The organism is Rubrobacter marinus (assembly GCF_011492965.1).
GTDB lineage: Bacteria > Actinomycetota > Rubrobacteria > Rubrobacterales > Rubrobacteraceae > Rubrobacter_F > Rubrobacter_F marinus.
The window spans coordinates 1,544,380-1,563,788 of record NZ_CP045121.1 but is presented as its reverse complement, the minus strand read 5'-3'; the positions used below and the strand labels follow the sequence as shown (position 1 = coordinate 1,563,788).

18 protein-coding genes and 1 pseudogene are annotated in these 19,409 nt (G+C 68.6%); 16 read left to right on the top strand and 3 right to left on the bottom strand.

What is annotated here, in order from left to right:
• Positions 1-238 precede the first annotated feature (238 nt).
• Both GBA65_RS26260 and GBA65_RS07975 read left to right on the top strand, forming a co-directional pair.
• Positions 239-1,277 (top strand): annotated as a pseudogene (locus GBA65_RS26260) (zinc-dependent alcohol dehydrogenase family protein).
• Between the two features lie 129 nt (positions 1,278-1,406).
• Positions 1,407-1,808, top strand: coding sequence for an Hsp20/alpha crystallin family protein (locus GBA65_RS07975; RefSeq protein WP_228281743.1), 402 nt, complete (start codon positions 1,407-1,409; stop codon positions 1,806-1,808).
• Between the two features lie 286 nt (positions 1,809-2,094).
• On the opposite strand, the gene GBA65_RS22930 is transcribed toward GBA65_RS07975, so the two are convergent.
• The gene (locus tag GBA65_RS22930) at positions 2,095-5,334 is read right to left on the bottom strand and encodes a PAS domain S-box protein (protein WP_207956235.1); all 3,240 of its coding nucleotides are present in this window, start codon (positions 5,332-5,334) and stop codon (positions 2,095-2,097) included.
• Positions 5,335-5,618: 284 nt separating this feature from the next.
• Here GBA65_RS22930 and GBA65_RS07950 point away from each other — a divergent pair, with 284 nt between their 5' ends.
• The 10 genes from GBA65_RS07950 (at position 5,619) to GBA65_RS07910 (ending at position 13,082) form a co-directional block, all read left to right on the top strand.
• Positions 5,619-6,365: a LuxR C-terminal-related transcriptional regulator gene (locus GBA65_RS07950; RefSeq protein ID WP_166396119.1), complete on the top strand. Its 747-nt coding sequence runs from the start codon at positions 5,619-5,621 to the stop codon at positions 6,363-6,365.
• A gap of 162 nt (positions 6,366-6,527) precedes the next feature.
• Positions 6,528-7,169, top strand: a complete 642-nt coding sequence (locus tag GBA65_RS07945; RefSeq protein ID WP_166396118.1) for a hypothetical protein — start codon at positions 6,528-6,530, stop codon at positions 7,167-7,169.
• On the top strand, positions 7,166-7,447 hold the full coding sequence (locus GBA65_RS07940) for a universal stress protein (protein ID WP_166396117.1): 282 nt from the start codon (positions 7,166-7,168) through the stop codon (positions 7,445-7,447). Before GBA65_RS07945 ends, GBA65_RS07940 begins: the two co-directional genes overlap by 4 nt.
• A gap of 41 nt (positions 7,448-7,488) precedes the next feature.
• Positions 7,489-8,112 (top strand): universal stress protein, encoded by a 624-nt coding sequence (locus GBA65_RS07935; RefSeq protein ID WP_166396116.1) that lies wholly within the window; start codon positions 7,489-7,491, stop codon positions 8,110-8,112.
• Positions 8,109-8,237, top strand: a complete 129-nt coding sequence (locus tag GBA65_RS25105) for a hypothetical protein (protein WP_266096558.1) — start codon at positions 8,109-8,111, stop codon at positions 8,235-8,237. The genes GBA65_RS07935 and GBA65_RS25105 overlap by 4 nt, the downstream gene beginning before the upstream one ends.
• 273 nt (positions 8,238-8,510) lie before the next feature.
• A complete protein-coding gene (locus GBA65_RS07930) occupies positions 8,511-9,557 on the top strand; it encodes an FAD-binding oxidoreductase (RefSeq protein ID WP_166396115.1) in 1,047 nt (348 codons plus the stop codon).
• Positions 9,558-9,859: 302 nt separating this feature from the next.
• The gene (locus GBA65_RS07925) at positions 9,860-10,498 is read left to right on the top strand and encodes a YIP1 family protein (RefSeq protein WP_166396114.1); all 639 of its coding nucleotides are present in this window, start codon (positions 9,860-9,862) and stop codon (positions 10,496-10,498) included.
• Between the two features lie 208 nt (positions 10,499-10,706).
• Complete coding sequence (locus tag GBA65_RS07920; RefSeq protein ID WP_266096557.1) at positions 10,707-11,561, top strand: magnesium and cobalt transport protein CorA; 855 nt, start codon at positions 10,707-10,709, stop codon at positions 11,559-11,561.
• Positions 11,562-11,719: 158 nt separating this feature from the next.
• Positions 11,720-12,202: a hemerythrin domain-containing protein gene (locus GBA65_RS07915; protein ID WP_166396112.1), complete on the top strand. Its 483-nt coding sequence runs from the start codon at positions 11,720-11,722 to the stop codon at positions 12,200-12,202.
• Between the two features lie 55 nt (positions 12,203-12,257).
• Positions 12,258-13,082 (top strand): PPK2 family polyphosphate kinase, encoded by an 825-nt coding sequence (locus tag GBA65_RS07910; RefSeq protein WP_207956234.1) that lies wholly within the window; start codon positions 12,258-12,260, stop codon positions 13,080-13,082.
• Between the two features lie 94 nt (positions 13,083-13,176).
• Here the strand turns inward: GBA65_RS07910 and GBA65_RS07905 are convergent, their stop codons facing one another.
• Together GBA65_RS07905 and GBA65_RS07900 are read right to left on the bottom strand one after the other, a co-directional pair.
• Complete coding sequence (locus tag GBA65_RS07905) at positions 13,177-13,581, bottom strand: hypothetical protein (protein ID WP_166396110.1); 405 nt, start codon at positions 13,579-13,581, stop codon at positions 13,177-13,179.
• 98 nt (positions 13,582-13,679) lie between these two features.
• Entirely contained in the window at positions 13,680-15,620 is a 1,941-nt protein-coding gene (locus tag GBA65_RS07900; protein WP_207956233.1) for a multicopper oxidase family protein, read from the bottom strand.
• A 375-nt stretch (positions 15,621-15,995) separates the two neighbouring features.
• On the opposite strand from GBA65_RS07900, the gene GBA65_RS07895 reads away from it, so the two are divergent.
• The 4 genes from GBA65_RS07895 to tatA all read left to right on the top strand — a co-directional run bounded on the left by GBA65_RS07895 (position 15,996) and on the right by tatA (position 19,286).
• A complete protein-coding gene (locus GBA65_RS07895) occupies positions 15,996-16,661 on the top strand; it encodes a response regulator transcription factor (RefSeq protein ID WP_166396109.1) in 666 nt (221 codons plus the stop codon).
• Positions 16,662-16,780: 119 nt separating this feature from the next.
• A complete protein-coding gene (locus GBA65_RS07890) occupies positions 16,781-17,101 on the top strand; it encodes a DUF4352 domain-containing protein (protein ID WP_166396108.1) in 321 nt (106 codons plus the stop codon).
• A gap of 139 nt (positions 17,102-17,240) precedes the next feature.
• A complete protein-coding gene (locus GBA65_RS07885) occupies positions 17,241-18,854 on the top strand; it encodes a chitobiase/beta-hexosaminidase C-terminal domain-containing protein (RefSeq protein WP_166396107.1) in 1,614 nt (537 codons plus the stop codon).
• Between the two features lie 156 nt (positions 18,855-19,010).
• The gene (gene tatA / locus GBA65_RS07880) at positions 19,011-19,286 is read left to right on the top strand and encodes a twin-arginine translocase TatA/TatE family subunit (RefSeq protein WP_166396106.1); all 276 of its coding nucleotides are present in this window, start codon (positions 19,011-19,013) and stop codon (positions 19,284-19,286) included.
• The last annotated feature ends 123 nt before the right edge of the window (positions 19,287-19,409 follow it).

Genomic DNA, 19,409 nt, shown 5'->3' with positions numbered 1-19,409 from the left:
ACCGTCGAGACCCATCAGGAGTCACGCACGGGCGAGACCTTCGCCTTGGATGCATTGGTACTCTCAGGGCCGTCTTTTGTAGGCGTGTTTGGTCAACCTGCGTTAGACGGATGGTTACGATCTGCCATGATTGCTCCGCTCTTCTGAGCGAGACTCCGACTGATATGGGCAGGTCCCCCGCATACCTCCGAGGCTCCGGTCCGTCGCAGAAGCCATGAGCGAGAGGAGTTCGAAGCCCATGAAGGCGCTGGTCTACCACGGTCCGAGAGAGAAGGTTTGGGAATCCAAGGAGGACCCTGCCATCGAGCGGCCTACCGCCGCGGTCGTCAGGATAGATACGACGACCATCTGCGGCACAGACCTGCACATTCTCAAGGACGACGTCTCCGAGGTTACGAGCGGGGGGATTTTGGGCCACGAGGCCGTAGGTACCGTCGTCGAGAAGGGCGCGGGCGTCGAAAGCCTGGCCGAGGGGGACAAAGTGCTAGTCTCGTGCATCTCGTCGTGCGGGAGGTGCGCATACTGCCGGGGGGGTGCGTACGGGCAGTGCCTCGAGGGGGCGGTTGGATCCTCGGCCACCTCGTCGACGGCACCTAGGCCGAGTACGCCCGCATCCCATTCGCCGACAACGGCCTCTACAAAATCCCCGAGGGCTATCCGACGAGCAGATCCTGTTCCTCGCGGACATCCTCCCCACCGGCTACGAGGTCGGAGTGCTGAACGGGCGGGTCGAGCCCGGTGCCACCGTCGCCGTCGTGGGCGCGGGACCTATCGGCCTCGCCTCGATGCTCACCGCCAAGCTCTACGCTCCGAGCAGGATCGTCGCCATCGATCTCGCCGACTCCCGTCTTGCGCAGGCGAAAAAGTTCGGTGCGGACGAGACGATCGACCCCTCCACACAGGACGCGGTCGCGAGGGTGATGGAGCTAACCGACGGGCTCGGCGCGGACGTGGCGATGGAGGCGGTCGGCGTCCCCGAGACCTTCGAGCTGTGCACCGAGCTCGTCAGGCCCGGTGGGCACGTCGCCAACCTCGGCGTACACGGCGCCCCCGCGACGCTGCACCTCGAGAAGCTCTGGATCAAGAACGTCACCATCACCACCGGCCTCGTGGACACCTACTCCACCCCGACCCTCCTGAGGCTCGTCGCCGAGGGCCGGCTCGACCCCACCCCCTTCGCCACCCACCGCTTCGGGCTCGGGGAGATAGAGGAGGCCTACGAGACGTTCGCCGACGCCGCCCACACCGACGCGCTCAAAGTCGTCCTGAAGGCGTAGCGCGGGAGACGAACACGAACGCCGGGAGGAGGTCGCGAAGTATAGGGATGACGCGGACGGTTATTGTACGAGCACCACTACCCACGAGGAGGTACCGAGATGTTGAGCCCATTTAGGGGATTCAGAGACTTGCAGAGCGAGATGGACCGTTTGTTCGGCGGGACTTTCGGGCGCCTCCCCCAAGCTGCGGAGACGACCGAGTGGGCCCCGGCGATCGACGTCACGGCCGAGAACGGCGGCATGGTGATCCGCGCCGAGCTCCCGGGCGTCAAGCGCGAGGACGTAGACGTCTCCGTCCACAACGGCGTGCTCGCGATCTCCGGCGAGCACAAGGAGGAGACGGAGCAGAAAACTGCCGGTTACCTGGTCCGCGAGCGCCGCTACGGGTCGTTCAGGAGGAGTATGACCCTGCCCGAAGGGGTCGACGCCGACGAGATCAAGGCGAGCTTCGAGGACGGGGTGCTCGAGGTAAAGATCCCGGGGAGCGCCCCGGCGGTGGAAGAATTGCCCAAAAAGATAGAGCTGGAGTAGACGGCCACGCCTGGGAGGCGGGCAGCCCGCCTCCCAGGCCACGGTTCAAGCTGGTCTAGGACGAGGAAAACCGCCACTCGTTGAGGAACGTTCCGACCTCCCCAAGGGAGCACAGGGCGTTCTCCGTCTCCGGCAGGGAGGTCCTGGAGTTCGCCCGTTGGGCCAGAACGGAGCTCGATCTACGGGCCTCGCGCAACGGTGATGCGAACCGCAATCGGGCTCGTTTCTCGTTGCCGCGGCCCGGTCGCCTTCGACGCGTGCGCTCGGGTGCTTACGCAGGACTGTTTTAAACCGGGTTACGCGCCCGGTTCTCGGGCTTGCCGATCTCCACGAGGCCGTGGCGCACGGCGAAGACGAGCGCTTGGAGCCGGGAGTGGACCCCGAGCTTCTTGAGGATGTTGGCGACGTGGTTGCGCTCGGTCTTGGCGCTAACGTGGAGCCTCTTCGCTATCTCCTCGGGCTCGAGCCCCTCGGCGAGCAGCGAGAGCACCTCCTTCTCGCGCTCCGTGAGACTCGAGATCGCGGTGCGCGCCTCCTGCTCCCGATCCTTGCGCGCGCCCGCGAGGCGCAGGAGGTCGATCACCTCCTCGAGCGGTAGCAGCGCCTCGCCCGCCCTTATGCGGCGTATGGCGTCCGCGACCTCCTCCATGCCGGTGGACTTGTGGAGGAGCCCCGCCGCCCCGAGCTCGACGGCCTGCGCGATCTCCGCGCGGTCGTCCGTGGCGCTCAGGATCAGGGCCTGCGCCTCGGAATCCGCGGCGCGCAGGTCTCCGATCAGCTCGGCGCCGTGGCCGTCCGGGAGCCCGAGGTCGAGCACCGCCACGTCCGCCGCCTCGCCCTCGAGCCACTCCCGCGCCTCGGCGAGCGAGCCCGCCTGCCCCACGACGGAGAGGTCCGGCTCGTCTTCCAGGGCGGACGCGACGCCCTCTCGAAAGGAGGCGTGGTCGTCGACGATCAGGACGCGTGCTCGACGCAGGACGGCGGAGTCTTCGGCGACACCTCCTCCGTTCCTACTCGTATCCACTTCGACCCGTACGCGCGTGCCGCCGCCGGGCCTGCTAGACACGAGTAGGCTCCCCCCCAAAGCGCGGGCCCTCTCCCTCATGCCCCTGGTGCCCATCCCTGCGCGGGTACCGTCGGGCTCGAAGCCGCGCCCGTCGTCCGAGACTTCCACCCAGAGCTTTGCGCCCGACGACCCGGCGAAGACCCTCACGCGGCCGGCTCCGGAGTGGCGACGCGCGTTGGCAAGCGACTCCTGCACGATGCGCAAGAGCTGATCCCCGACCCCCTCCGGCATCTCTTCGGGGAAGCCCTCCCCCACCTCCATCTCCACTTCGCAGCCGGGGTTCATGCGCCTGTTCAATTCCACCAGCGCCTCCACGGAGCGCAGGAACGCCCCTTTCCCTTCTTCGGCACCCAGGTCGTAGACGGCCCCCCTGAGACCCTGGACGGACCTCTGCAGAGCCGCTGCGGCCTCGTGCAGCCGGGCGTCATGGCCCCCGTTTCGCGCCGAGGTCTGCCCCTCGTCGAGGGAGCGCACCGTCTGCAGGGCGTAGACGAGGTCCTGCAAGACCACGTCGTGGAGGTCGCGGGCTATGCGGCTCCTCTCGGCCTCCCGGATCTCGCGCAGCTCTTCCTCGGCCCTCTTGAGGTCGGTGATGTCCGAGGAGACCCCGATCAGGCCCGTAACCTCGCCGCGGTGGTCGCGGTATGGCGCCTTCGTCGAGAGGAACGTCCTCGGCTCTCCCGCCACCGGCACGCGCTCCTCGACCCGCGAGGTCTCGCCGGCGCTCATGATCCGACGGTCCACCTCCATGACCGAGGCTGCCGTCTCCGCGTCTAGCAACTCGGAGTCGTCCCGGCCGAGGATCTCCTCTACGGGCCTGCCGATGATCGCCGCGGCAGAAGAGTTGGCCATGAGGTAGCGGCCCCAGGTGTCCTTGAGGTAGATGGCGTCGCTCGACCCCTCGATCACGGACTGGAGCAGGGCGTTGCTCTCCCTCAGCTTCTCCTCGGCCTGCTTGCGGTCGGTGACCTCGTAGCGGATGGCGACGTACTGGTAGGGCTTGCCCCTCTCGTCGAGGAACGGCACGATCGTCGTGTCGACCCAGTAGATCGAGCCGTCCTTGGCCCTGTTCCTGAGTTCCCCCCGCCAGATCCTGCCGCGCGCGATCGTGCGCCACAGGTCCTTGATGAACCCCTCGGGATGGTAGCCGGAGTTGATGAGGCGGTGGTCCCGGCCGATCAGCTCGGCCCTGGAGTAGCCCGAGACCTCGCAGAACTTGTCGTTGACGTAGGTGATGCGGCCCTTCTGGTCGGTGAACGCGACGATCGCCGACTCGTCGAGGGCGAACTTCAGGTCCGAGAGCTCCTTGACGGACGCCCTCAGCTTCTCCTCGGCCTCCTTCCTCTCGGTGACGTCGCGCGTCACGCCGAGCAGCCCGAAGACTTCGCCTTTGGCGTCGCGAAGGGGTGCGGCGTGCGTCTCCAGCCAGCGCCGCGTCCCCTTGAGGCCCACGATCTCGAACTCGAGCTCCCCCGATCCGCCGGCGAAGACCTCCTCGGTAAGCGCCACGAACGCGTCCCGGTACTCGGGGGAGACCATCTTGTGCACCGGCTTGCCGCGCACCTCCTCGAAGGAGTACGCCTCGATCATGGCGAGGCCGGCGGGGTTCATCTCCAGCAGCGTGCCGTCGGGGCCGAGCACCTTGACGCACTCGGGCTCCGCGTCGACGATCGTGCGCAGGCGCTCCTCGCTCCCCCGGAGCTTCTCCTCCGCTCGCTTGCGCTCGGTAGTGTCGCGCACCACGGAGACGCGCACGGGGCGCCCGCGATACGCGCTCTCCCTTCCGACCGCTTTTATGGGGAAGGTCGTCCCGTCCTTTTTCACCCCCACGCCCTCGTACCAGCCCTCGAAGCCCTCCCGGAAGTGACGCATCGCGAGCTCGGCCGACTCCGGCGTCACGAACTCCGGCATGGTCCTGCCGACCACCTCCTCGGTCCCGTCGTAGCCGAAGATCGCGGCGAAGCACGGGTTCGCCTCGAGGATGGTCCCCATCTCGTGCACGACCACGCCCTCGACCGTGGCCTCCGAGAGCACCCGGAAGCGCTCCTCGGCCTCCCTGCGCTCCGTCACGTCCCGTGCCACCGCCATCATGCGCAGAGGCCGGCCGTACTCGTCGCGCACGACGCTCGCGTTCAAATCGACCCAGATCGCCGAGCCATCCTTGCGTACGTAGCGCTGCTCGACTGGATGCTCCGGCTTCTCGCCGCGCAGCACGCTCCGGAAACCCTCCAGGTCCCCGTCGCGGTCTTCGGCGCGCGTGATCTCCCCGAACGTCATGCCCAAGAGCTCCTCGGAGGAGTAACCGGTGATCTCGCACATCTTCTCGTTCACGGCGAGGAGACGGCCGCTGGATGCGTCGATCTGCGCCAGACCCAGGCCCGCCAGCTCGACAGCCACCCCGTAATCCTTCTCGTTCTCCCACGACGGCCGTTCCTTGCCGTTCTGCGATCCACCCACCACGGCCTCACCACCTCCCCGCCACGAAGGTCTACGACCACGGAGGGCGGGCGAAGATCCAGCCCTCGAAGGACCTTCTCCATCGGTTCCCTTCAGGCGATGCACTCACAGTCGCGTCCCCTGTTCGCCGAGATTATCGCACGACCTGGCGAGAAGCATGGGCAATTTTGCCCAGCCGGTCGTGGTACGGGCGCCCAGACAAAGATGATCGAGCTTTCTCATGACCAGCCTGTTGCCTTCGCCGATCATGGAGGGCGTAAGGGAGATCAAGCCTGAGGGGAAGGGCGATGGAGAAGACGCTCAACGCTAGAACAGAGGACCGAACGGAGACGACCGTCCCGCTCCTCGCGAAGGAGGGACACGAGAACGGCGCGGGGGTCCTTCCCCCGGTGGTGGAGGGCTTCGTGGGGGCGCGCACGATGGACGCGGTCTTCGCGGTGGCCCCAGATCACCGCATCCTCTACTGGGACTCGCGGATGGAGTCCCTCACCGGGATACTCGCCGAGGAGGCCGTCGGGATGCCGTTCTACGAGGTGCTGGTCGGCGAGTGCGAGGATGGCGGCTCGTTCAGCGCCCGGGCCTGGGCCGCGACGCGGCTGGGCCGCGACGGGCAACCTATACCCGGCTACGACGCCCGCATCGAGACGCGCATGGGCGGCGGGCGTTGGATCGGGGTGAGCGTGCTCGGCTTGGACACCAAAGCGGGGACCTACCTCGTCCACCTCGTGCGAGACGCACAGAGGGCGCACGACACTTTGGAGATGGCGCGGGGCCTGCTACGCCTCTCCCCGAGGGAGGAGACCGCCACGGCCGCCCGTCCGAAGCACAGGGACGCTCCGGAGCTTACGCCGAGGCAGCGCGAGGTCTTGGGGATGCTCGCCGACGGGAAGGGCGTAAAGGAGATCCGCCGCGAGCTCTACCTCTCGCAGGCCACCGTGAGAAACCACGTCCGCTCGCTCCTGCAGGCCCTCGGGGCCCACTCGCAGCTCGAGGCCCTCGCCAAGGCCCGCAAGGCCGGCCTGCTCGACGAATGAAGGGTGGCTTCTTACGTGCTTTCCGAACGGTCGCCTCAGAACGGTAAGCGGTACCGCGCGGGGGCGCCGGGTCGGACCGCGCGAGCGGGAGGGTCTTCTTCGGAGCCGGAACGGTCGCGGAACCTGTGGGGCGCGCTGCTGGTCGTCGCGGGCTGTTGGCTGATGCTCGCGACCCTCGGCGCCCCGGGCGCGGGCCTGATCCCTCCGGTGCTGTTCGGCGGTGCCGGGCTGGCCTTCCTCTACGCCTTCTTCGGGGACGTCGCCGGACGCCCGTGGGCGGCGCTACCGGGGTTCTCGCTCCTGGGTATCGCGGCCTCGGCGCTCCTGCGGACGATCTCTGCGGGCACCGCCGCGGGATGGGCAGGGTCCTTCCTGCTGGGCGGCATAGGGGTGGGCTTCTTCGCCGTATACCTCGCCGGGCGCAAGCGCCCGTGGGTGCTCGTTGCGGGCGGCGCCGCCCTGACCGTGGCAGTAGTCATGGCGGGTCTCCCCGTGGGCCTCGGGGAGGCCACCGTAGCCGGGACACTTTTGCTGGGCCCGGCGGTTGCGTTAGGCCTGCTCGCGCACGTGACCGATCGGCGGAGGCGAGGCCGGGCGAATGGGGTGGCCCCTCATCCCCGCCGCCGTCCTGGCGCTGTTGGGCGCGTTGTCGTGGTCCAGGGCTACCACGGCACCGAACCACTCGTGGCCCACGACGCCCGTCGCGGGCGGACCGTACACCATCCTGCGCCCCGCGAGATCGGGCGCAATGCCCGGACCGGGCGCACAGAAAGGAAATCCGGGGGAGAAGAGGAGGAGAGATGAACGTTTCGGTGAAGAGGATCCTGCTGGCCACCGACGGCTCCGAGGACGCCAGGCTCGCCGCGCGGGCGGCGACGAACCTTGCTAAGGGGATGGGCGCGGAGCTGTGCGTCGCCCACGCCTGGAACCCGGTACACCCCGGTTACCCCTCGGTTGCGGGGGCCGAGTACTACCACCTGTACGAGCGGGAGGCCCGCAGGGTCTTGGAGGCCGAGGTGGACGAGATTGAAGCTCTCGGCGGCATCGTCGCGGAGCCCCGCCTCCTGCACGGCCCCCGATAGACGCGATCCTAGGCCTCGCCGAGGAGGTCGAGCCGGCCCTCGTGGTCGTGGGCGGCCGGGGGCACGGGGCCATCGGGCGCATCTTGCTGGGCAGCGTCTCCGAGGGCGTGGTCCACCACTCGAAGTTCCCGGTACTCGTCGTGCGCGGTGGGCAGGACGCCTGGCCTCCGGAGAGGGTGATCGTAGGGGACGACGGCTCCGGGGCCGCCGGAGGCGCTGCCGGCCTGGCCGCCTCCATCGGCGCGGTCTTCGGGGCAGGGATCGTGCTGGTGCGGGCGTACCGCTACCCGCCCGAGCCCATCGGGGGGTGGAGCCCCGAGGACCGCCGCAGGCTGGACGAGGAACGCGCCCGAGAGGAGGACGCCCTCGCGAAGCGGGCACGGAACCTCCGGCAACGGCCCGGCAACGGCCTGACAACGCGGTTGGTGGAGGGAGATCCCGCCGCCGCCATTTTGCGCGCCGGCGAAGAGTCCAGAAGCCTTCTGGCGGTAGGAAGCCGGGGGCTCGGCGTGATCGGAAGGGCGAGGTTCGGCAGCGTCTCCTCGAAGGTCCTGAGGGCGGCCACCGGTCCTATCCTGGTCTACCCGCACGTCAGCGGTGGCTCCGCGCGGGCGAACGCCGGGGAGGCGTCCACAGCGGGCCGCCGGACGCGCGTCCCCTCGTGACCGCCGCGGCGATCGAGGCGGAGGGGCTGACGAGCTACTACAGGAACCGTAGTGGCATCGTCGGCCTGACGTTCGAGGTCGAGAGGGCGAGGTCTTCGGCGAGCTGGTGGCGGTCGAGGAGGTAAGCGGAGGGATTTTTGGTCCAACCTGGATGTGAGCTTGCGGGGACCTCACGCGGGCGGTCCAGGATGCGGGACCGCCGTCGCTCGATGTCGAGCAACAAGGTCCCGCACCGGGCGACCAGGAGCGGTCCCGAGGTCGCCTGCGGCGTTCGAAAGGTTTCGTGCTGGCCTGCGGGGATGGTCAACTTTGGCCGGTCGAACCGTCAGATCGGATCAGGGCGCGCGACCCCACCGGCGGTATGCTGAGTTTGGCGTTCACGGACCGGAGGTGCGCGTATGGCGAAGATTCGGCGCGACGAAGAGGCGATAAGAGCCCTGACGGAGGTCTTCGAGGACCGTCTGAGACCACCTCACCCCGGTGAGGTAGCGAACGCCGACGCCGCCCTGGCTGCCGTCTCGCCCATGAGCGTCGAGGAGGTCCGGTGGCTCGCGGAGGTTGCCGCGCGTTACTCCGTGCCCCTGTCCCCACTCGGCGCCGGCACGGGGACGGAGCCCCGGGCGGTCGAAGGGAGCGTAATCGTCCGCTTCGACCTGATGCGCCGCGTGCGGCTCCCCGACGGCGACGAGCCCTGGGTCGAGGCCGAGCCGGGGGCGACCTGGCTGCAGCTCGAGGACGCACTCCGTGCCCGCGGGCGAGGGATCGCCGTCTACCCCACCAGCGCCCCCCGCGCGACCGTGGGCGGTTGGCTCGCCACCGACGGCCTCGGCGTGGGCTCCTTCGAGCACGGCCGGCTGCGGGAGAACGTCCTCTCCGTCGACGTGGTAACGCGAGGCGGCGAGATGCGCGAGGTGGGGGGCGAGGAGTTGGGGGCCTTCTTCGGCCCCGTGGAGGCGAGCGGTGTCGTCGTGGCGGCCAGGATCGGAACGCGCCGCTCCGACGCAGACCTGCCCGTCGGGGCCGCGTTCCCCGGCCCCGACGGCGTGGCCGGAGCGGTCGCAGACCTGGTCGACTCCGCCGCTGCCACGCCGCTCTGGCACCTGGCCTTCGTGAGCCCGGTGATGGCGGCTGCTCGGGGTCTGAGGGAGCGTTACCTGCTCTACGGCGTCTACCCGCGCCCGAGGGACTCGGAGGACTGGTGGGCCCTGCGCAAAAGGGTGATCGAGGTCCACGGCGGCGAGGAGCTCGACGTGCGCGAGGCCTGGCGGGTATGGGGGCAGAGGTTCTTCCCGGTGGCACCGGCCCAACCGCCCCCCCACGCCGCCAGGCGATTGGTCACCGTCGCGGGCCTTTCGCAAGAGCTCGAGAGCTCGCGGCCAGAGGACGCCTTCCAGGGCACCGTGTCCCGTTCCGGCGACGTGCTGCTGCTGGCATTGGGCGAGTAGGAGTACAGGCCGTACCAGGGACGGGCGCTCTTCGCTTCCGTAACGCCCGCGCCCCCGGTGATGCTCGCCCCCTTCTCCGCCGATCGGCGGGATCGGCCCGCGCCCGCACCGTGACGTAAGGGAGCGTTTGTGCCCCGACCACGACTCTTATGCTCGACTGGCAATCATCGATTACCGCCCAGGAATTGCTGCCTTTTGGCGAGGATTGCTCAGGGGGATGGTCCATCTGGACGACGCCGGGCGGTTCCCCCCGAATTAGGGTGGCGCTTATAGGTGACGAGCTCCGAGGAAGGAGAGCGAACATGAACGTAGGAGCGGTACCGGGACCGGCCCGTTCGCCGGGCGGGGATTACAACCTCTCGGATCCCTTCAACAGCTTCGTCGACGTGACGCGCCGGGTGGTGACGAGGCCCACCGAGTTCTTCGGGAGGCTCCCCCGTCGGGGCGACTACCTCTCGCCCCTGGTCTTCGCCCTGATCTGCGCCCTCGTCTCCGCCGTCCTCGGCGGCCTCCTGAGGTTCGCCTGGGCCGATGCATCCCTCGGCGGCGTCAGGTTCGAGGCCGCCGAAGCGAGCTTTCTGGGGTTTCTGGCGTCGGTTCTTTTCGTGCCCATAGGCAGCACGGTGGGGCTCTTCGTCCTCGCGGCCGTCGTGCACCTTCTGGTCGTGCTCTTCGCGGGCCCGCAGAACTCGGGCTTCGAGGCGACCTTCCGGGTCGTCTGCTACGCGGCGGTGACGAACCTGGTCAACTGGATCCCGCTCGTCGGCGGGATTCTCGCGCTCTACGGTCTCTACCTCGGCGTCGTGGGCGTCCGGGAGATGCACGGCACGACGACCGGCCGCGCGGCCCTCGTGGTCCTGCTCCCGGTCGCGGCGATCGCGCTCCTCGTGCTGATCGTGCTTGTCGTAGCGGGCGCCTTCGCCCTCGGCCGCCTCTCCTGAGCGGGCGACGGGTGCGAGAAGGCCTGACACACCCCTCGTATGGCGGGGGCGCCGGCCCGGGGCGGGAGGTCCGCCCCGGGCCGGCGCGCGTCTTCCGCCTTCCGCTCGTCCGATGATCGCGGACCGCGCCTTGTACGTCGGGGGGAGACGGGCGGGCACTCCGTGCGCCCGCTCCCCTTCGCCGGGGACCGACGGAGCCGGGAGCGCGATGTCCTGGGTCGAGATGCACGACCCTACGGCGGAGGAGGTTAGGGCCGTTGCCGGAGAGTTCGGGGTCCCGGTGCCCGTCGCGGAGTCTTTGGGCGTTTCGCACCACAGGCCGAGGATCGAGAGGATAGACGGGCTACTGTCCGTCGTCCTGAGAACGGCCCGTTACGCGGACGAGTCGGAGACGGTGGAGTTCGGGGAGATCCAGGTGCTCGTGGGGCAGAGCTTCGTCGTCACCATCGGACGCGGCGAGTACCGCGCCCTCGGGACGGCCAGGCGGAGGGTCGAGGGGGACCCCGACAGGCTGGGCTCCGAGGCCGTGCTCTACGCAATCGTCGACGAGGTGGTGGGCGGCTACGAGCCCGTGGTCGAGGGCCTGGAGACGGACACGGACGAGGTCGAGACGCAGGTCTTCGAAGGCCACCCCGGCGTCTCGCGCCGCGTCTACGAACTCTACCGGGAGGCGGTCCAGTTCCACAGGGCGACGAATCCCCTCTCGGAGGTGATCGAGCGCCTCGCCGAGGGCGAGGAGGGCGAATCGAGGTCCCGGCTGCGCGGGGCGCGGGACCGCGTCCTCAGGGTCACGGAGCGGGTCGAGGACATCCGGGAGCTGCTCACGAGCATCCTGAGCGTCAACCTCACCCTGATCGGCATAAACCAGAACGACCAAACGAAGAGGATCTCCGCGTGGGCCGCCATCCTCCTGGCGCCGACGCTGGTCACGGGGCTCTACGGGATGAACTTCCGCCACATGCCGGAGCTAGGCTGGGCCTTGGGATACCCCTTCTCCCTGGCCCTCATGCTCGTCATCTCCCTGCTCCTCTACCGGGCATTCAAGCGGGCCGGCTGGCTCTAGCCGACGGACGTATGCCGCTTTGAACAACTTTGGTCAGCCCGTTGACCTGCTTTGTTCAGGCCGACCCGCGCCTACCCCCTTACAGTTGGAGTCGTCCAACCCGAAGTCGTCCGAGACGGACCAAGCTCGTGTCCGACCCGCCGAAGGAGGCGAAAGCCGTGCAGCAGAAGATCTTCGTCTTCGACGAACTCATGGAGGAGCACCGCGAACTTTTACGGAGAGCGCGAGCCCTTCAGGACGCACTTTCGGGTGATGTCCCCTCATCCGTAGCGTCGGCGCCCGACTTTTCGGAGCTCTGCGAGCGGGTGAGCCGTCACCTCCGCAAGGAGGAAGAGGCACTCCTGCCCGTCCTGGCGCGCTACGGGACGGTCCGGGACGATTTCGAGCCGGTGACGCGCATGCTCTTGGGACACGCCCGCATACGCAAGGAGATCTCGCGGCTGGGTGGTGAGGCTGCGCGAGGCCGTGTGGGGTCCTTCACGCTACAAAAGTTCGCCTACGGGCTGGCCCGCGGCGTGTTGGAGGAGGAGCAAGAGTACCGCTACCTCGAAGAGAGACTCCCGAATGAGGCGCTGGAGGAGATCTCCGAGCGGCTGTCCGCTCGCTACGGCGGCGATCCAAGCCCCTCGGCGATTCCATGACGCGCCTCAAGGCAACCCTGGAGCGCACCGGCGGCCTGAAGGTTTACCAGCGGTAGTGGGCGAGCGCTACCACGAGCGGTACCGCGTCGAGCCGAGCGCCGCGTTCCGGCTCGACGGCGTGAACCCGGAGGAGACGCAGGGCTTGAGAGGCAAGGAGGCCAGAGGGCTGCTCGCCGGGGAGCTGGAGAAGCTCTCGGGCCTACAGGAGCGTCTGTACGCCGAGGGGAAGCGTTCGCTGCTCCTCGTGCTGCAGGCCATGGACGGGGGCGGGAAAGACAGCACCATAAGGCGAGTCTTCCGCGGCGTGAACCCCCAGGGCTGCTACGTCGTAAGCTTCAAGGCCCCCTCCCAAGAGGAGCTGGCGCACGACTTCCTCTGGCGCATCCACCGGCGGACGCCGGCCAGAGGCCACATCGGGGTCTTCAACCGCTCCCACTACGAGGACGTCCTGGTCCCGCTCGTCCATGAGACGGTCCCCGCGTCCCTCGTCGAGGGCCGTTACGAGCACATCAACTGCCTCGAGAAGATGCTCCACGACTCCGGCACGCGCCTCGTAAAAGTCTTCCTGCACATCTCCAAGGAGTACCAGCTGAAGAGGATGCACCGCCGCCTCGAGAGGCCGGACAAGCTGTGGAAGTTCGCCCTGGAGGACCTCGAGGAACGCGAGCACTGGGACGCCTACATGGGGGCTTACGAGACCCTGTCGGGACGCTGCTCCACCCCTCGCGCCCCCTGGTGCGTCGTGCCGGCCAACAACAGGCGCTTCAGCAGCATCGTGGTCGCCCAGCTTCTCGTCGACGCCCTGCGGGAGATTGACCCGCAGCACCCCCCCGCCTTCGACCCCGAGCAGTACCCGACCGAACGGCTCCAACGGGGCTGACGGAGCGGAGCATCGCCGCCCGTTTCCTCTCGCCTCCCTGAAAGGGCCGGTCTTTTCCTGGCCGTGTCTGCTGACCGAAAACGGGGAGACGAGCCTATTCTTCCGGAGGACACGCGCCGAGGGGGCCTGCCCGAGTGAGCTCCCGGATCTCCCCCTGACCATCGCGGGGCTCAAGGAGCTGCTCCGCTCCCTCGGCGAGGCCGAGGAGGTCTGTGAACTCCATCTCGGAGACGGCGTAGCGCCCGTCGGAGGAGCGGACCCTGCAGAGCGGGCCGAAGTCGGGGTAGAGCTCGACCCAGGCCGGGGCCATCGCCTCCACCGCAGGGGTCACGCGGTTGCAGATCACGAAGTGCGGCGAGAAGGCGCGAACCTCGGCGTCGATCTGTCCGGGCTCGGCCACGCGCACCTCCCACGTTGGCTTGAGCATCATCAGAACCCAGGCCAAAATCTCCCGGTACGAGAGCGGCTCGTTCGCCAGCAGCACACGCATCTTCGTCACCGCGGCCTCCTCAGTTTGATGGTCCCGACCCCCGCGCGCATAGCCCCAGGAGATGCGGGGCGGGCGAGGGGAGGTGCGCTCGCCCGCCCCGCCGGCGATCAGCGGATGCGGAACCTCCACGTCTTCGTGGTCGAGCGCCCCCTGCCGTCGTTGGCGGTTATCCGCACGGCGTGGAGCCCCGCACGCATCGGGCGCGGCGGCCTGTACGCCAGCCTGTTCGAGGAGCGGGCGTACGTGAACCCGAGCACCCGCCGGCCGTCGATCCACAGCTTTATGTTCGCCTTCGCGAGGTCGGTCTCGGCGTCGCGCATCACCGCCGCGATGGTAGGCCTGAGGCCGCGGATCGTCGAGTTGGGGCGCGGCGTGAGGGGCGTTACGACCGGCGCGGTGTTCGCGGGCGGCGGCGGCGGAGGCGGCAGGACCGGCACCAGCGGTCCCAGCCTGTTCACGGGTACCGCGGGGACCGACTCGGGGTCTGGGCCGCCGGAGCCGACCTCGAACTGGGTCATCATGTCGTGGTCCTCGTGCACGAGGTTGTGGCAGTGCATCATATACTTGCCCCTCTCGGGGCCGAACCTGGCGATGACGCGTACCGTCTCTCCCTCGCCGACGTAGGCGACGTCCTTGGGTCCGCCCTCGTAGGGGTGGGGAGATCCTCCGTCCCTGGAGAGGATCTTGAAGTCTATGAGATGCGTGTGGATCGGGTGGAACCAGCCGCCGGAGTTGTTCGTGAACTCCCAGATCTCCACGTCGCCGAGCGCGGGGTTCGCGTCCACCCTGTTCGGGTCCCAGATCCGGCCCGGCCCCCCGTCCACGCCTATAGTCCACAGCCCGCCGTTGCGGCCGAACTCGAAGACGCGGGTGCGCACGGCGTCCTGTTCCGTGAGGTTCATCGGGCTGAAGGGGTGGTCGCTCGGGTTGAGCTGGGCCGGAACCTCGTTGTTTGTGGGGTCCGTAACGGTGTCGCCGACGTCGAAGCGCATCACGACGTCCGTCTGCGGGAAGTCCACGTTGTTGGGGAGGCCGAGGTTCCGCAGGACGACCTGCTGCCCCCTCCTGTTGGCGAAGTCGACTACGACCTCGTAGCGCTCGGCCATCCCGATACGGAAGCTCGTCACGTCGTTGGGCGAGGGGTCCAGGCCGCCGTCGTGCCCGATCACGGTGAACGGGTCGCCGGTCGAGAGGGCGAGGTTGTAGCCGCGGGAGACGGAGGCGTTGAGGAAGCGCAGGGTGTACTTTCTCGGCTCGACCGCGACGCGGGGCCAGGGCACGCCGTTCACCGTGACGATGTCGCCGAAGAGGCTGCTCTCCCCGCCGTTGTCGAAGAGAAGCGAGCCGTCCTCGGCGACGATGAGGTCCTTCAGGACCAGCGGCAGCTCGTAGCGGCCCTTCGGGATCGGCAGCCGGTCCTCGATCTCGTCGCGGGTAACGTACAGCCCCGCGAGGCCCATGTAGGCGTTGTTCGCGGTGTGGTGGACGGCGTGGTCGTGGTACCAGAGCATCCGGGCGTCCTGCTCGTTCGGGTAGACGTAGTCCTTGCCCTCGCCCGGGGCGGTCACGTCCTCGGCCCAGCCGTCAAACTGGGGCGCCGAGGCGTTCCCGTGCAGGTGGGTCCCGGTCGTGGTCCGGTAGGTCTGATCCGGGTGGACCGTGGTCTCGGGCAGGGCGTTGATCTGCCGCACGACGGTCGTGCGGCCCCTACGCTGCACGATGGTCGGGCCGGGCGTGATGCCGTTGTAGCCGTAGATCTGGGTCTGCAATCCGGGCACGATCTCCACGTTCGCGGCCCGTTGCGTGATCTGGTAGTAGTCGGTGAGGCCGCGGGTCCCCACGGGTTGGAGGACCGGCGGGTACGCGAGGTTCCTCTCGAAGGGGGGCAGGAGTGTCGGGATCTGGTCCTCCGGGATGCGCGGGGAGGCGAGCTGGGTGCGAGCGACGCGCTCAAGGGGCAAGAACAACGCCGCCCCGCCCAAAAGACCGAGCTTCAGCAGGTCCTTGCGAGTCAGCATCCTGGGGTTCGGTTTGTTAGCGGACTGCATCGCTGCTCCCTTTCCTGCGCGGTACTGCGGCGGTCCTGCCGCCAACCCAATCGTCGCACCGGGCGCCGCCCCCGCCATCTCCCATGCGCGTGAACTTTTTGCAGCGGAAAGGGGTTAACCTTCTTGGGCCAACCCGCGCTAGCCCAATCGTCGGCCCGCAGCACGGGAGGCCGTGCTGCGGGCCGACCCAACTCCTACGGAGGCAGCGAGGCCGCTCGCTGAGACGCCGGCGGCGCGGCCGCCGCGACCCCTAGCCGATGCGGCTCTTCGCAGATGCGCAACCTTGGTCATGGGGATGAGCAGCTTTGGTCAGGGCTCGACGCCTACGGTTCGATACGCTTCGACAAACATCGGAGACGAGGAACGATCGAAGCCATGACCCGCATGCTGCTGGTGGAAGACCATACGGCCCTGCGCGAGGCGCTGGCCGTCGCCCTCGAGGGCGAGCCGGGCTTCACCGTCACCGGTCAGGCGGGCACCCTCGCCGAGGCCCGTCCCCTGCTCGAAGACATGGATCTCGCCGTGGTAGACCTCCATCTGCCCGACGGAACAGGCATAGAGCTAATCTCCGAGATCTTCGAGCGGAACCCGAGCGTCCCCATCCTGGTGCTCACCTCCTCCGTCGACCGGGAGATGTTCGGGCGCGCGATCGAGGCGGGGGCGAGCGCGGTGCTGCACAAGTCCGCCGACATCGCAGAGGTCCTGGAGACGATACGGAAGCTGCGCGACGGGGAGCAGATCTACGCCTCGAAGGAGATGTTCGAGCTGCTGCGTCTCGGCAGCCGCCGCAGGGAACGCGACAAGATCGCGCTGTTCGCCGCGTCCAGCCTTACCGCGCGCGAGCGCCAGATTCTCGAAGCCCTCGCCGAAGGGCTGGACGGCAAGGAGATCTCCGGGCGGCTCGGCATGAGCCGGGAGACGGAGCACGCCCATCTGGTCAGGATCTACGCCAAGCTCGGCGTGCGCTCGCGGGTGGGCGCCCTGGCCTTCGCCCTCCGCCACGGCCTCGTCAGCATTCCCCCGGCGTCCCGTCGGAGCTAGCGCAAAGGGGTTAACCGTAGGGGGCCAATAAAAGATCGCCCGTTCTAGTGGTGCCCGTCCTGCCCCCAAGTAGCAACATTCACTTTCGTAGGACGCCTCGTTCGGGAAGGTGATGCACCTTGGATGCGGAAGCAACGAAGAGCCCGGTCGCCGCTGCGGCCCGGGAGTCGGACGCCGGGCTCGCGCCGCTCTCCCCCTCGCCCGAAGACTTCCGGGTCTCCGGCGAAAGCGTCGAGGAGACCGGGCCGATCCGGCACCGGCTCGACGCCAAGGAGGTGCCCCCCGGCAGCGCCGCGACCGGGACGCTCGTCTTCCAGGTATCGGAGGGGAAGGAGGACCTACGGCTCTCTTTCGGAGGCGCTCGCCCGGTCGCGTTAGAAGAAGCGCCGGCCGGCCGAGGCGCCGAGAAGCCGGCCGGAGACGGCCACGGCCACCAGTAAGACAATCGGAGCGAAGTGAGGAGACGTGAACACGGCGAAACGGTCTTCCGGAGAGGACGCGAGGCCGCGTCCCCCCTAGCGCCCACGGCGAGAAGCAACCGGAGAGAGCGGCGGCAGGCAACAGAAGGACGGAACGGAAATGGATACAGCCTACGGGAAACACACGGGGCGCAGGGTCGGCCTCAAGGGGCTGCTCGGCGCCTCCTTTACCGCCCTGGCGCTCGGCGTAGCGCTCGCCTCGCCATCGTTTGGGGCCGTAAACGGGGCTAACCGCAACCTCGAGGTCGACTACTCGCTCGACTTCGTGTTGCTGGAGGCGTACCCGGCCAACACCGCGATGCGGGTCGACGTGCTGCGTGGCCCGAACGACGTGGTCGTCGGCTCCACCACCCAGCAAACAGACGCCACCGGGCTGTTGGAGATCAACCACCTCGGCGGCGGCGCCTTCCCCAACGGGGACTGCTGGGGCCCGAACTCGCTGGACCCGAACGCGCCCGACGCGACGCCGGACATCCTCCCGGGCGACAAGGTCCAGGTTACGAACACGGCGAACACGGCGGACGTGGACTTCACGTTCGTGCGCGACCTCGCCTTCGAGGAGGTCGGCGGGGCCGTGGTCGGCACCGCGAGGGGCGTGGAGACCGCCCCGGGCACGTTCGACGTAGCCGCCCCCATCACCGGGCTCGTGGCGGAGGGCGACGAGTTCATCGAGGCGAGGCGTGAACCCGCCGGCGTGCGGGAGTTCGTCCTCCCCGACGCGGCCGGCAACTTCAACCAGGCTCTCGGAGGGGCCGGCGGGGACGTGACGCTCCAGTACGTCAAGCCGTCGGCGGGCGCTAACTCCTTCGAGTCCACCGTCGCGGGGCCGATCGGGACCGCCGGTGGCCCCGCCACGCCCGAGTGCCCGGCCTTCTCCCGCACCGCGATCACGACGGTCGACCGCACCGTGGTGAACGCGGCCAACGTCGGCACGCCCATGGTCGTCAGCGGCGTCGCGCAGCCTCAAGTGAGCGCCGTCACGGTCTCCGTCCCCGGCGGACAACCGAACAACGCGACCCTTGGCGGCCCCCAGGGCGGCCAGAGGACCTGGCAGGCGACGGTGCCGGCCGCCGAGCTTGCGGCCCTGCCGCAGGGCGACTTCGTGATCACGGCCTCCTTCACGGGCAACGGGGTGCCGCCGACCGACACGAAGACGATGCGCAAGGACACGATACCGCCGGTCCTGACCTCGGACCCCGCGCCGGGCACCTACCTTAATGGGGTAGGCGTCGCCCTTATCTCCGACGGCGGGGAGGCCATCCGCTTCACGACCGACGGGTTCCCGCCGAACAACAACAGCAGGCTCTACGACGGGCAGAGGATCCCGCTCGGTCTAGGCGTACACACGATCAACGCATTCTCCGTAGACGGTGCCGGCAACCGCCGCGACGCGTCGTTCGTCTACATCGTCAGGCAGCCCGACGTGATCATCACGCCGAGCTCGACTGCCTTGACCGTGGCGCGCTCGAACCTGAAGCTGGGCCAGACCCGCCTCATCTCGGGCAGGTTGACCCCGGCGCATCCGGGCAGGCCGGTGAAGGTGACGATCAGGCGCGGCGGCCGGATCGTCGCGGTGCGCAACGTCGCCTCCACGTTCTCGTTCCGCTACAAGCCGACCCGCACCGGCCTCTACTCGGTCAGGGCGAGCTTCGCCGGCGACGCCGACACCCGTGCGAGCATCAGCCCCAACAGGACGTTCAGGGTGATCCGCTGAACGTCACCCGAACTCCTGTCGTAGGCGAGGGGGCGGCCGTTCCAAAGACCGGAACGGCCGCCCCGCGCCGGTACGAGAGAGCCCGACGAGGCGCCAAGCGCGGGGGCACGGCAGGGCGAGGCCGGTTAGGAGAAGTCACCAACAAAGGAGGAACGCATGATCCCCAACCTGGGACCGACGGAGCTGCTGATCATCCTCACCATAGTCCTGCTGCTCTTCGGGACCCGGCGCGTTCCCGACCTGGCGCGGTCTCTGGGCACCGGGGTGCGGGAGCTACACAAGGGCCTCCAGGAGGACCACGGCGGCCAAAAGGAGCGACCGGGCCGACGCGAACTCGAAGAAGACGATGCACCCCCGGCGAAAACGCCCCGTGAGGCAGGTCCACCGGCGGCCCGAAGGAAGGACGGACGTCCCCACTCCCCCACCTCGTGATCGACGGCGGTGATCCGGGGTGACGAGCAGGAGCGGTCGCGTCGAGAGGGGCCTACTCGACGCACCCCCAGCCGAGCCCCCGCTTCGGCCAGACCGCTCGACGGAGCGGTGCCGTGGGCTACT

What these genes read in the sequence shown, in the direction of transcription:
- GBA65_RS07925 (WP_166396114.1), top strand. Translation starts at nt 9,860, where the DNA reads ATGAACGTAGGAGCGGTACCGGGACCGGCCCGTTCGCCGGGCGGGGAT.
- GBA65_RS07940 (WP_166396117.1), top strand. Translation starts at nt 7,166, where the DNA reads ATGAACGTTTCGGTGAAGAGGATCCTGCTGGCCACCGACGGCTCCGAG.
- GBA65_RS07900 (WP_207956233.1), bottom strand. Translation starts at nt 15,620, where the DNA reads ATGCAGTCCGCTAACAAACCGAACCCCAGGATGCTGACTCGCAAGGAC.
- GBA65_RS07945 (WP_166396118.1), top strand. Translation starts at nt 6,528, where the DNA reads ATGCTCGCGACCCTCGGCGCCCCGGGCGCGGGCCTGATCCCTCCGGTG.
- tatA (WP_166396106.1), top strand. Translation starts at nt 19,011, where the DNA reads ATGATCCCCAACCTGGGACCGACGGAGCTGCTGATCATCCTCACCATA.
- GBA65_RS07920 (WP_266096557.1), top strand. Translation starts at nt 10,707, where the DNA reads ATGTCCTGGGTCGAGATGCACGACCCTACGGCGGAGGAGGTTAGGGCC.
- GBA65_RS07950 (WP_166396119.1), top strand. Translation starts at nt 5,619, where the DNA reads ATGGAGAAGACGCTCAACGCTAGAACAGAGGACCGAACGGAGACGACC.
- GBA65_RS07885 (WP_166396107.1), top strand. Translation starts at nt 17,241, where the DNA reads ATGGATACAGCCTACGGGAAACACACGGGGCGCAGGGTCGGCCTCAAG.
- GBA65_RS07930 (WP_166396115.1), top strand. Translation starts at nt 8,511, where the DNA reads ATGGCGAAGATTCGGCGCGACGAAGAGGCGATAAGAGCCCTGACGGAG.
- GBA65_RS07895 (WP_166396109.1), top strand. Translation starts at nt 15,996, where the DNA reads ATGACCCGCATGCTGCTGGTGGAAGACCATACGGCCCTGCGCGAGGCG.